General features: G+C 46.7%; 12 protein-coding genes. 3 read left to right on the top strand and 9 right to left on the bottom strand.

Features of this window, described 5'->3' with window-relative positions:
* Positions 1-21: 21 nt before the first annotated feature.
* The 9 genes from rpsR to dnaA all read right to left on the bottom strand — a co-directional run bounded on the left by rpsR (position 22) and on the right by dnaA (position 10,317).
* On the bottom strand, positions 22-258 hold the full coding sequence (rpsR, locus tag V7Z60_RS06670; RefSeq protein ID WP_003695889.1) for a 30S ribosomal protein S18: 237 nt from the start codon (positions 256-258) through the stop codon (positions 22-24).
* A gap of 20 nt (positions 259-278) precedes the next feature.
* Positions 279-830 carry a single-stranded DNA-binding protein gene (ssb, locus tag V7Z60_RS06665; protein ID WP_334117065.1) on the bottom strand — a complete coding sequence of 184 codons (552 nt, stop codon included), beginning with the start codon at positions 828-830 and terminating at the stop codon, positions 279-281.
* Between the two features lie 37 nt (positions 831-867).
* Positions 868-1,158 (bottom strand): 30S ribosomal protein S6, encoded by a 291-nt coding sequence (rpsF, locus tag V7Z60_RS06660; protein ID WP_003695891.1) that lies wholly within the window; start codon positions 1,156-1,158, stop codon positions 868-870.
* A 230-nt stretch (positions 1,159-1,388) separates the two neighbouring features.
* Complete coding sequence (gyrA, locus tag V7Z60_RS06655) at positions 1,389-3,923, bottom strand: DNA gyrase subunit A (RefSeq protein ID WP_334117064.1); 2,535 nt, start codon at positions 3,921-3,923, stop codon at positions 1,389-1,391.
* Between the two features lie 45 nt (positions 3,924-3,968).
* Positions 3,969-5,927, bottom strand: coding sequence for a DNA topoisomerase (ATP-hydrolyzing) subunit B (gyrB, locus tag V7Z60_RS06650; protein WP_334117063.1), 1,959 nt, complete (start codon positions 5,925-5,927; stop codon positions 3,969-3,971).
* A gap of 38 nt (positions 5,928-5,965) precedes the next feature.
* A complete protein-coding gene (recF, locus tag V7Z60_RS06645) occupies positions 5,966-7,126 on the bottom strand; it encodes a DNA replication/repair protein RecF (protein ID WP_334117062.1) in 1,161 nt (386 codons plus the stop codon).
* A 1-nt stretch (position 7,127) separates the two neighbouring features.
* Positions 7,128-7,355 (bottom strand): RNA-binding S4 domain-containing protein, encoded by a 228-nt coding sequence (locus V7Z60_RS06640; protein ID WP_334117061.1) that lies wholly within the window; start codon positions 7,353-7,355, stop codon positions 7,128-7,130.
* 257 nt (positions 7,356-7,612) lie between these two features.
* A complete protein-coding gene (gene dnaN, locus V7Z60_RS06635; RefSeq protein WP_334117060.1) occupies positions 7,613-8,752 on the bottom strand; it encodes a DNA polymerase III subunit beta in 1,140 nt (379 codons plus the stop codon).
* Positions 8,753-8,928: 176 nt separating this feature from the next.
* Complete coding sequence (dnaA, locus tag V7Z60_RS06630; protein WP_334117059.1) at positions 8,929-10,317, bottom strand: chromosomal replication initiator protein DnaA; 1,389 nt, start codon at positions 10,315-10,317, stop codon at positions 8,929-8,931.
* Between the two features lie 572 nt (positions 10,318-10,889).
* On the opposite strand from dnaA, the gene rpmH reads away from it, so the two are divergent.
* The 3 genes from rpmH (at position 10,890) to V7Z60_RS06615 (ending at position 12,378) form a co-directional block, all read left to right on the top strand.
* Positions 10,890-11,024, top strand: a complete 135-nt coding sequence (gene rpmH / locus V7Z60_RS06625; protein WP_003697606.1) for a 50S ribosomal protein L34 — start codon at positions 10,890-10,892, stop codon at positions 11,022-11,024.
* 65 nt (positions 11,025-11,089) lie between these two features.
* Positions 11,090-11,455 (top strand): ribonuclease P protein component, encoded by a 366-nt coding sequence (gene rnpA, locus V7Z60_RS06620; RefSeq protein WP_334117058.1) that lies wholly within the window; start codon positions 11,090-11,092, stop codon positions 11,453-11,455.
* An 86-nt stretch (positions 11,456-11,541) separates the two neighbouring features.
* Entirely contained in the window at positions 11,542-12,378 is an 837-nt protein-coding gene (locus V7Z60_RS06615; protein ID WP_334117057.1) for a YidC/Oxa1 family membrane protein insertase, read from the top strand.
* The last annotated feature ends 188 nt before the right edge of the window (positions 12,379-12,566 follow it).

Here is a 12,566-nt window from a genome sequence, read left to right as displayed (position 1 = left end):
ATTTAAATACTTAAATAAAGTTTAGTCTTCAGCTACGAATGGAAGCAGGCCCATGATACGAGCACGCTTGATGGCAACTGTAAGCTTGCGTTGATTCTTAGCGCTTGTACCCGTTACACGACGTGGCAAAATCTTGCCTCGTTCTGAGATGAAACGCTTGAGCAAGTCTGTATCCTTGTAATCGATGTATTCGATATGGTTAGCTGCGATGAAGTCGACCTTGCGACGACGACGTCCGCCTCTGCGTTGTTGTGGCATGTGATTTCCCTCCTCTTCAATTAGAATGGCAAGTCGTCTTCCGAAACATCCGTCTTTGAGCCGTTGCCGGCAAACGGATCCTGCATGGCATCGTTGTTGCCGTTGCCATAGCCGTTATCTTGCTGATAACCGCCCTGATTATTGCTGGCAGGAGCACCGTACGGATTTCCGCCGAACGAAGACTGACTCTGCTGACGAGGAGCAGCAGATGATGCCGAACCACCATGCTGTGCACGGTAACGATCAGATTCTGCCTTGGATTCGAGCAATGAGAAGTTTTCCGTAATGACTTCAGTCACATACACGCGATTTCCCTGCTGATTTTCGTAAGAACGCGTTTGAATGCGTCCTTCAATTCCGACAAGTGAACCTTTATGCGTGAAGTTGGCAAAATTCTCTGCGGATTTGCCCCATACTACACAATTGATGAAATCCGCTTCACGATTTCCCTGCTGGTTAGTGAAGTTTCGATCGACGGCAACAGTGAAACTGGCCACTGAAGTACCTGAATTCGTGTAGCGCAAATCAGGATCTCTGGTCAAACGACCAACCAGAACAACTCTATTGATCATTTCTGCTCCTCCTTTATTTCAATATTTAATCTCGATATTAGTCTTCGCGTTTAACGATCATATGACGCAAGATACCGTCGTTGATCTTTGCAAGACGGTCAAATTCGTTGATAGCGTCCGCATTTTCAGCCTTGATGTTTACGATATGGTAGACACCTTCTGTGAAACCACCGATTTCGTAAGCAAAACGACGCTTAGACCAGTCTTTTGAATCTACGACTTCTGCACCATCATTCTTCAAGATGTTGTCGAAACGTTCCACCAAGTCGTTCTTGGCAGCTTCGTCCAACGCCGGGCTGATGATGTAAGTAATTTCGTAATTTGTCATGACTGTTTGCACCTCCTTATGGACTTTTGGTTCTTTATTTTAGAACAAGGAGAATCTTAAGCATTTTTGAGCTTAGATACTCACGAATTAAAATTATAACATTAATCTATTAGTTTTGCAACTTATTTTCTGATTTGCGCTACTACTAATAATATACGCAATCCATTGCTGCTCTTTTCTTTTTTACAACTTGAAACTCATCTTAACTTCAGGCACGTTTCGTTCCCTGCTCATTCATCATTGCCTGAAGAATCCTTCTGATCATTTGCCGACTCAGTCCGTTCCGCTGAGTTTTCGTCATCTGACATATTCCCTTCATCATCTGCTTCCGACGGTTCGGGCTCGACCTTTGCAATCGTCGACACCTTTGCATCATCATCAAGATTGATCAAATGAACGCCCATCGTTGAACGACCCGTTGTTGAAACGTTCCTGACGTTGAAGCGGATCATCACGCCCTTGTCAGTGATGACCATGATGTCTTCCGTTCCGTCAACCGTCGTCAATCCAGACAGGGAACCGTTCTTTTCCGTGATGTTTGAGGTCTTGATGCCTTTTCCGCCGCGACCCTTGATCGGATATTCAGCAGCAGGCGTCTGCTTGCCGTAGCCTTTTTCTGAAATCACGAAGACGTTGCTGTCAGGCTTCAGAATGTCTGAACCAACGGCATAGTCGTCATCGCGAAGTCTGATTCCGCGAACACCTGAGGCTGCGCGTCCCATCTGACGCACTGCATTTTCTGAAAAGCTTACCGCATATCCGCCGTGAGTTCCGATGATGATGTTTTGATTTCCGTCAGTAATCGACACGTTCAGCAATTCGTCGCCCTCACGCAGCGTGATGGCTTTCAGGCCGTTCTTTCGAATGTTTCCGAATTCTGTCACGGAAGTGCGCTTGACTATGCCCTGGACCGTTGTAAAGAACAGGAAGTGCGAGTCGTTGCGTTTTTCAGGATCGACGTTGATGACCGTCTGAATCTTTTCGCCTTCTGAAAGATCCAGCAGATTGATGACCGGAATACCCTTGGCCGCACGCCCGTATTCAGGAACCTCATAGCCCTTCATGCGATAGACCTTGCCGATATTCGTAAAGAACAGAACCTCATCGTGCGTTGAAGTCGTAATCAGATGTTCGATGAAATCGTCATCATGAACGCCCATCCCCTGAACGCCGCGGCCGCCGCGACGCTGAGTCTTGAAGTCGCTCGTCGGCAACCGCTTGATGTAGCCGTTGTGCGTCAATGCAATCACTACGTTTTCTTCTTCAATCAGGTCTTCGTCTTCAATGCTCAGGACCTCGCCGACCATCAGCTCGGTTCTGCGGTCATCACCGAATTTTTCCTGAATTTCCAGCAATTCCTGATAGATAATGCCGTGAACGCGTTCTTCATGAGCCAGAATATCCTTAAAATCAGCAATTGCTTCCAAAGTCTTCCTGTATTCGGCATCGACCTTTTCGCGTTCCAGTCCTGTCAGGCGAACAAGCCTCATGTCCAGAATGGCCTGAGCCTGTTTGTCAGAAAGTTCATACTCGTTCATCAGACGGTCCTTGGCCACTTCGCCGCTTTGTGAATTTCTGATGATGCTGATGATTGCATCGATATGGTCAAGCGCGATTTTCAAGCCTTCCAGAATATGTGCCCTTGCCTGTGCCTTCTTAAGGTCAAATTCAGTTCTGCGACGAATGACTTCTTCCTGATGCTTCAGGTAATACTGCAGAATCTGCTTCAACCCGAGAACCCGGGGAGTTCCGTCGACGATTGCCAGCATGTTGAACGTGAATGACGACTGCATCAAAGTCAACTTGTACAAGTTGTTCAAAACGACTGAAGGACTGACGTCTCTTCTGATGTCGATCGTGATGCGCATTCCTTCTCGGTCTGACTCATCGTTGATGTCAGTAATTCCGTCAATCTTCTTTTCACGGGCAAGATCGGCAATGCGCGTTATCAGATTGGCCTTGTTGACCATGTACGGAATCTCGTGAACGATGATTCTTGATTTTCCGTTTGACTGCTCTTCGATATCAACCTTGGCACGCAGCGTTACGGTTCCGTGCCCCGTTTCATAGGCTTTTCTGATCCCGGATTTTCCCATCACGATTGCACCCGTCGGGAAGTCCGGTCCTGGAATTGCTTCCATCAGCTCAGCCGTCGTCGCATCCGGATTTTCCATCAAAAGGTGCAGTCCGGAAATAACTTCGCGTAAATTGTGCGGCGGGATGTTGGTCGTCATGCCGACCGCAATCCCCGTTGCACCGTTGACAAGCAGATTGGGGAAACGTGACGGCAAAACGACGGGTTCGCGTTCCGTTTCATCGTAGTTCGGCTGAAAGTCAACGGTATCCTTGTTGATGTCGCGCAGCATTTCCAGAGCAATTTTTGACATTCTGGCTTCGGTGTAACGCATTGCGGCTGCTCCGTCGCCATCGACCGAGCCGAAGTTTCCGTGACCATCAACCAACAGGTAGCGATAGCTGAAATCCTGCGCCATGCGAACCATTGATTCATAAATTGCAGAGTCGCCGTGCGGGTGATATTTACCCATAACATCACCGACGATACGGGCCGATTTCTTATAAGGCTTGTCAGGCGTGACGCCGAGTTCGTTCATCCCGTATAAAATCCGGCGATGAACGGGTTTCAGCCCGTCACGAACGTCAGGCAAGGCACGAGCGACGATCACGCTCATCGCGTAATCCAAAAATGACGTCCGCATGACTTTCGACAAGTCGACATTGCTGATACGATCAGGTAATTCTACCAAGTTCTTTTCACTCCACTTCTAAATTTCTACATTGCATCCTGCAAATTAAACATCCAAATTATTGACAAACGTGGCATTGTCTTCAATGAACTGACGTCTTGGTCCGACCTGATCTCCCATCAGCATTTCGAAGACGCTGTTTGCTTCTTCCGCATCAGACAGATTGACGCGCAGCAAACGACGTTTTTCAGGATCCATCGTCGTTTCCCAAAGCTGTTCGGCATCCATTTCGCCAAGACCTTTGTAGCGCTGAACGACCGGTTTCGGGCTAGGCTGAAGGCTTCCGAGAACCTCTTTTAATTCTTCGTCCGAATCAATATAGCGAATCATCTTGCCTTGACGCACTTGGTAAAGCGGCGGCTGAGCGATGTAGACGTAGCCCTTTTCGATCATCGGTTTCATGAAACGATAGAACAAGGTCAAAAGCAGCGTTCTGATGTGAGCGCCATCGACATCGGCATCGGTCATGATGATCAATTTGTGGTAATTGGCTTTTTCAACATCAAAGTCTTGGCCAAATCCAGTGCCGAGAGCCGTAAACAGCGACCGAATTTCCTCGTTGGCCAGAATCCGGTCCAGACTGGCCTTTTCAACGTTCAGGATCTTGCCGCGAATCGGCAGAATGGCCTGTGTCAAACGAGAACGCCCCTGTTTTGCGGAACCTCCGGCAGAATCCCCTTCGACGATGAACAATTCTGAAATTTCCGGATCCTTGCTCGTGTTGTCGGCAAGCTTGCCCGGAAGGTTTGAAATTTCAAGTCCGTTCTTCTTTCGCGTGACTTCGCGCGCTCTTTTGGCAGCCACGCGAGCCTTGGCAGCAAGCATGCCCTTTTCAACGATGCGTTTTGCGACCGAAGGGTTTTCCAGCATGAATTTGCTGAACGTTTCGGAAAACATCCTGTCGGTTACGGCACGTGCATCGGAGTTTCCGAGCTTGGTCTTGGTTTGCCCTTCAAACTGCGGATCCGGGTGCTTGATCGAAACGACGGCCGTCAATCCTTCACGAACGTCTTCACCGGAAAGGTTGTCGTCGTTTTCCTTCAAGATTCCCGACTTGCGCGCGTAATCGTTGATGACGCGCGTCAGGGCCGTCTTGAATCCTGATTCGTGCGTCCCGCCTTCATAGGTGTGGATGTTGTTCGTGAACGTCAGCAGGTTGCTGTGAAAATCATCCGTATATTGAAGGGCAACTTCAACCGTGATGTTTCTCTGCTCGCCTTCCACGTAGATCGGATCGTCGAACAGGACTTCCTTTCCTTTGTTGAGATATTCAACATAATGCCTGATTCCGCCGGCATAATGAAATTCCTCTCTGGTCGGAGTTTCCGGACGCATGTCTTCAATCGTGATTTTCAATCCCTTGTTCAGGAATGCCAGTTCACGGATTCTTGTCGTCAAGACCTTGATGTCGTAAACGGTCGTTTCCTTGAAGATGTCCGGATCAGGGCAGAAGTGAACCCTTGTGCCATGCTCATGTTCCTGACACTGTCCGATGACTTTCATCGGATTCTTGACTTTTCCGAGTTCAAAGTCGATGCCGTAAACGTTCGTATCGCCTTCTCGTTTGACCTGAACGTCAAGTTCGGTCGAAAGGGCATTGACAACTGAGGCACCAACGCCGTGAAGACCGCCGGAAACCTTGTATCCGCCACCGCCGAACTTGCCGCCTGCATGGAGCACCGTATAGACAGTTTCAAGCGCCGGACGTCCCGTCTTCTTCTGAATGTCGACCGGAATGCCGCGGCCGTTGTCCTGAACCGTAATGCTGTTGTCCTTTTCAACAGTCACGTTGATTTCATCGCAAAATCCTGCAAGAGCTTCATCGATGCCGTTGTCGATGATTTCCCAGACCAGATGGTGCAAGCCCTGCGAACTTGTCGAACCGATGTACATCCCCGGGCGTTTTCTGACCGCTTCAAGTCCCTCAAGAACCTGAATCTGGCTGGCATCATATTCCTTGGCTTTTTCTTCCTTGATTTTTTCAAGCTTTTCTTTATCAGTCACTTCTGCTTCCCGCTATGCAATTGCATAGACTGTCCTTTCTATGATTCGTTTTTCTTTTCAGGGTAAAATGTGATCGTTTCCGGTTCAACCTCAATTTTCCCGGCATTGATGCGAAAAAGACGCGGCTGTTTGATCAGCTGCCGTGCGATGTCGTTCAATCCAGGAGTCGTTAAAAAAGTCTGCACCTTGTCTTGAATTGCCTTCAAGAGATGCGTCTGTCGTCTGCCGTCAAGCTCTGACAAAACGTCATCCAAAAGCAAGACCGGATATTCTCCGGTTTTAGAACGCATCAGATCGATTTCGGCCAGCTTGACGGCCAGGGCCGTCGTCCTTTGCTGTCCTTGCGAACCGTACGTTTGAACGTTTTTGCCGTTGACTTTGAAACTGACGTCGTCTCGATGCGGCCCGATCAGCGTCGTCCCTTGAAATATCTCCTTGGTGATGATTGCTTCAAATGTCTCTTTCAACCTGGTTTCGATTGCACCTTGATTTTTTTCGAGATCGTCGATTCCTGCCGTGCATTTATATTTAAACGACAGGCTTTCCTTCTGCTGTGTTATGTCTGCATGCAAAACCCTTGCATAATTTTCAAGCTCTTCAAGAAATTCAAGACGCTTGGCAATGATCCGCGCCCCGCTTTTGGCAAGCTGCTCCGTCAATACTTCCAGATAAATAAGATCCGTTGCCTGCTTGGTCTGAAGCTGCTTCAAATAGACGTTTCGGTCGCGCAGAATCGTGCGATACTGCGTCAGTTCATAAAGATAGGTGGCATCCATCTGGCCAAATTCCATATCGATGAAACGTCTTCTGACGGCCGGAGCGCCTTTGACCAATGACAAATCTTCCGGCGAAAACAAAATCACGTTCAGATTGCCGACATACTGCGACAAACGCGGCGTTTCCAGAGAGTTTACCCTGGCCGTCTTGCCTTTCCTGCTCAAAGCAAGGGACAAGCGAAGATTTCCGGTCTTTTTTTCAACTATTCCCTCAAGAAAAGCACTTTTTTCTGAAAACTCGATCAATTCCCGGTCATTCGTCGTTCTGTGACTCTTCGTCATTGCCAGAACATAGATTGATTCAAGCAGATTTGTCTTTCCCTGGGCATTTTCGCCGATCAAAACGTTGATGTTCGGTGAAAATTCAAGCTCTGTTTCATGATAGTTGCGAAAATTTTTCAGTTTGAGGTTTGAAAGGTGCATATCATTCTCCGGGTTTCATGACAAATCTGCCTTGATCTGCCACAACGACCTCATCTCCAGGGTAAAGCTTCTTTCCGCGCCTGTTTTCATGTTCTCCGTTGACGAAAATTTCATCGGCATACTCATCAAGAAAGTATTTGGCCTGACCGCCCGATGAAACGATATTTTCGATTTTCAACAACTGCCCCAGCGTAATGCACGGAGTTTTCAATCTGACTTCCTTTTTCACGGCTCTGCTCCCTTTCATCGCAAATTCTCTCATATTAGATTATACCTTTTTTTCAGCCTAAAAACAATTTTATGCGCGTTTTAAGCCATTCTTTTTTATTTTAGTACATTGTGCCTCTCAAGCGACAAAATCGTTAAACGCGAATTTAAACGGGTTAGAGGAAAAAGAACGCCCTTTTTTAGCCTTAAGACGCGTTAAATTGCTCAAAAAAAAGAAAAGCGGCCCTTTCAAGTCGCTTTTCAGTCGTTTTCAAAGGATCAGGCGGTTCTGACAGGCGTAATCAATTGAATGAACGAACCGTCGTCTTCTGAAGGAACCATCGTAAACGGACGCAAAGGCAGCGTGAAATTAAGCTTGACTTCGCTTTGTCCGAATGCATGCAGCGCATCTTTCATATAATCCGGGTTGAATGAAATTTCAAGTTCGTCGCCTTCAATCTGATTGAAGGAAAGCACTTCTTCAACGTTGCCGATTTCAGGAGAATTACCGAAAATCGTAGCCGTGTTGCCCGCAGGATCGATAACGAGGCGAACGACGTTATTATGTCCTTCGTGAGACAGCAGCGAAGCTCGTTCGATTGAGCGAAGCAGAGAATGTGCATCAATTTCAACCGTTGTTGAAGCCGTATTCGGAATCAGTTGAGTCGTATTCGGATACTGTCCTTCCAAAAGACGTGAATAAAATGACGTATGGTCGAGAATGAAGAGCACCTGATTTTCAGAAATCTGAAGTTCGACGTCTTCCTGTGTTTCTCCCAGCATCTTGCTCAATTTGCTCAGGGAATCACCTGGAACGAGAATGTCATAATTTCCCGCTGCGTTGTTTTCAAGCATTGCCTTGCGCTGACTGAGTCTGTGAGAATCCGTTGCTACGGCTGTCAGTTCGGATCCGTTGATTGTCAGGTGAATTCCTGTCAGCATCGGTCTGTTTTCCTGTTTGGAAGTTGCGATTACGGTTTGATCGATGATCTGTTTCAATAAGTCTCCCGGAATTTTTATCTGGTCCTTTGAGTCGATTTCCGGCAAATGCGGGTAGGCATCCGAATCAACGCCGTTAATGGTGAATTCAGAGGAGCCGGAGACGATTGTTGTCTGGAAACGGTCATTAACGGTCAGCGTAAACGTGTCTTCAGGCAAGCGCTTGACGATTTCGCCAAAAAATCTTGCCGGCAGGACAACGCTGCCCGGATCTTCAACTGTCAGCTGTGCATCTTCGTCTGCAATTGACAGAATCGTTTCAATCGAAATGTCTGAATTGCTGCCGGTGATGGTCAGGGCATCCTCTGACAGATTAAGTTTAACGCCTGTTAGGATTTCTAAAGTTGTTTTGCCTGAAATAGCTGTCTGGGCCGTATTCAGATATTGAAGAAATGCAGCTCTGTGTACTGAAAATTTCATACGAGAATCGTCCTTTCTGTCTGCATGATGTAAGAATATATAAAATAAAAAAGTTAGTAGTAATAGTAGGGGCTGTGGATATTGTGGAAAACTCTTCAAGAATGCTGAAATTCAGCTTTTCTGGATGTTAATAACAATGTGGACAGAAATCCGTTTTATCCCAAAACTGTCCACAGCTATCTCTTGAGCTCCTTTAACAGCGCATTGACGTCCTTTTTGATTGCGTTGTCGTTTTTGACGGCTTCGGTGATTTTGTCGTAGGCATGAATAACCGTCGTATGGTCTTTGCCTCCGAAGTCCTGTCCGATTTTCGGCAGGGAGGCATCCGTGAGTTCCCTCGACAGATACATCGCGATCTGGCGAGGGATGACAATCGTCTTGACGCGCTTCTTGCCGCGAAGTTCGGAAACCGTAACGTGGTAGTATTTTGCAACCTTGTTCTGGATTTCCGGGATGGTCAGCTCGTGTGAGGAAGAGTCCTGGTCCAGGTCGCTCAAAGCCTCTGCCGCCAAGCTCGTCGTGATTCGCTGGTGCTTGAGTTTTGCATAGGCAGAAACGCGCATCAAGGCACCTTCCAGTTCACGAATGTTGGAATCGATTTTTCCGGCGATGTAGCTCAATGCATCATCGGAAACGTCGAGAAAGTCGCTTTCAGCTTTTTTCCTCAGGATGGCGGTTCTTGTTTCAAAGTCAGGCGGCGTAATATCGACCGAAAGTCCCCAGCGAAAACGGGATACAAGTCTCTTTTGAAGCTTTGGAATTTCGTTTGGCAGCCTGTCTGAGGTCAAGACGATTTGTTTCTTGTCATCATACAGGGCGTTGAACGTATGGAAAAATTCTTCCTGAGTACCGTCTTTTTCGGCAAAGAATTGAATGTCATCGACCAGAAGAAGGTCGAGATTACGGTATTTTTGCCTGAAAGCTTCAGAATTTTTGCTTTTGATTGAATTGATGAAGTCATTCGCAAAGGCTTCGCTTGAAACGTATTTGATGCGGGCATTCGGATTGTCCTGCAGGAGCCGGTTTCCGATGGCATGCATCAGGTGGGTTTTTCCGAGTCCGACGCCTCCGTAGATAAACAGCGGATTATAGTAGTTTGCCGGTTCCTCAGCAACTGCGAGCGCTGCGGCATAGGCCATTCGAGTTCCGTTTCCGTCAACGAAGGTGTCAAACGTGTATTTTTCATTCAATTGGGATTCTGAAGCGTTTGCTGAAGTCGGTTTGACTGAAAAATCCAGTGCATCTGAAGACTGCGATTCGAGTGTGGCATGCTCTTCAGCCTTGATCTCTTCTTCAGCGATTGTGAAGGGATTCGGTTCGTCTGGAAGCTTCAGCAGAACGGTAATCTGTTCGCCCAGGGTCTTTTCAAGGAAAGCGTCTGCCTGATCCGTCAGATTCTTGCTCCAATAATCGCGATGCGCAACTGACGGGACTTCAAGCAGCAGGGTATTATCCGTGAATTGAAGGGGTTTAGCCGTTGTAATCCAGGAACGATAGGACATTTCAGTCGTTTTTGCTTGAAAATAAGTACAGACGAGGTGCCAGATGGATTCGAGATCGTTCACGAAGATTCCTCCTTTTTAGTAAATTTAATATGGATTCATTTTAACATGATTGAAAAAAGTTTTCCACAGCCAGGACGTGAAACAAGCAGGTTTTCATCGACTTATGCACAAATTGTGGATAAAGCACAAAGAAGTTTTCACCACCCTGTTAATATGCTTGTCCACAGCCTGTGCATAAAATGGAGAACGCATCATTTCAACTTACTTTGTCCACAGCGAGTCTTCAGCAAGAAGAGCCTGCAGCCTCAACTGTTCCGAAAGTTATCAACAGGAACTGTAAACAAAATCAACAGTCTGATATCCACAGCTTGTTGATTGTTGATAAACGTGTTAGTTCGTGTGTGCATGAGCCAAGGAAAAACACAGGAAAGGGAAGGAAAATGGTGGATAATTTCCACAGGATTGTGGATAAGTCAAAAAGTTTCACAGCTTGCTTTTTATTCACAGGTCAGACTGCCTGATGATTTTTCTGAAAAAAATAACTTTAATTCTGATGCAAAGTGTGTTAGTATTACAAAGTAAGTCTGAATTTGTCAGCAAATGAAATGAATCAAACAGGAGGTGTTACATCAATGAAGAGAACATTTCAACCAAAGAAACGCCATCGCCAACGCGTACACGGTTTCCGCAAGCGAATGAGCACAGCTAACGGCCGCAATGTGTTAGCACGTAGACGCCGTAAGGGCAGAAAAGTATTGTCTGCATAGGCCACTGGACCGTCAGTGGTCTTTTTTTTAAATTTATCGGCCAAACATGAATTTGGAGATGTCTTATGAGAAAATCATACCGCGTCAAAAAGGAAGCGGAATTTCAGAAAGTCTTCACTCAAGGCAGGTCATGTGCCAACAGGCAGTTTGTGGTTTATATGATTGAAAAGCCGAAACAGCCGCATTTTCGCGTCGGAATTTCCGTTGGGAAGAAAATCGGCAATGCTGTTGCGAGAAACTGGGTCAAGCGTCGAATTCGTCAGAGCCTGACAGAGTTAAAACCGCAGCTGAAGCCAGATTGTGATTTTATCGTAATCGCTCGTCCAGGCGTGGCGTTTATGTCGACTGCTGAAGTCAAGCAGCATCTGATTCATGTCCTGCATTTGGCTAAAGTCTTGAATGATGACCAAGTCGACAGTGACCTTCGTTAAGTAGGAAATTGGAGCGAGTGGTCACACCTCAAGCTCGTTGATTAGACTGAACAATAGCTACGTTATTAAAAGTGAGGTAGACCAGTTTGAGAAGAGTTAAACGCACAGGGGCTCTCTTGGGGGTTTTATCTTTGATGCTTGTTCTCAGCGGATGTGGTACAAGTCCGGTCGATGCTTCAAGCACCGGTTTTTGGGATCACTACATTATCTGGAACTTCATCCGAGCCATCCAGGGTCTCAGCAGCATTTTTGGTCATAACTATGGCTGGGGAATCGTGGTATTTACGATTATCGTCAGAATCATCATCTTGCCGTTGATGATTTATCAAATGAAGTCGATGCGCAAGACGACTGAGATTCAGCCTCAGCTGATGGCGCTTCAAAAGAAGTATCCGGACAGAAGCGATCCGGAACAGATGCGCATGATGAGCGAGGAGCAAAAGCGCCTCTATGCGGAAGCAGGGGTAAATCCTGTTGCCGGATGTTTGCCGCTCCTGGTTCAGATGCCGGTCCTGATTGCCTTGTACCAGGCAATTTTCCGTTCTGAAACATTGAAGACGGGCAAGTTCCTGTGGATGCAGCTGGGAGATAAGGATCCTTATTATATCCTGCCGGTTCTTGCCGCAATCTTCACGTTCCTTACTTCATGGCTGAGCGTTAAGGCACAGCCTGAAAAAAATGCCATGACAACAGGGATGATGGTATTCATGCCGTTGATGATTCTTGTCACGGCCATCAACGTTCCTGCCGCCTTGTCATTGTACTGGGTGGTCACGAATGCATTTTCCGTTGGTCAGACGCTGCTGATCAACAATCCGTTCAAGATTCAACGCGAACGCGAAGAAAAGGAACGCCTTGAAAAGAAGAAGGCACGCAAGCTGCAGAAAGCCCGCGAAAAGGCTTTGAAGAACAAAAGGCATTAAGCATAATATGATGAAAGGAGTCAGGAAAGATCCTGGCTCTTTTCTTTTGTATTCGTATTAATCTTTTTTAATCCTTACATAATAATGAAATAAAAAATTTAAATTTAGGGAACGAAAGCACCAACCTCGGGTTTAGCAATGAGGACGCGAAGAATTTTCTGTCGAATTCTCGCAAAATATCACAAGAC

Origin of the sequence: Ligilactobacillus sp. (assembly GCF_036846325.1) — a bacterium.
Lineage (GTDB): Bacteria > Bacillota > Bacilli > Lactobacillales > Lactobacillaceae > Ligilactobacillus.
This window is presented reverse-complemented; position numbering and strand designations above follow the sequence as displayed.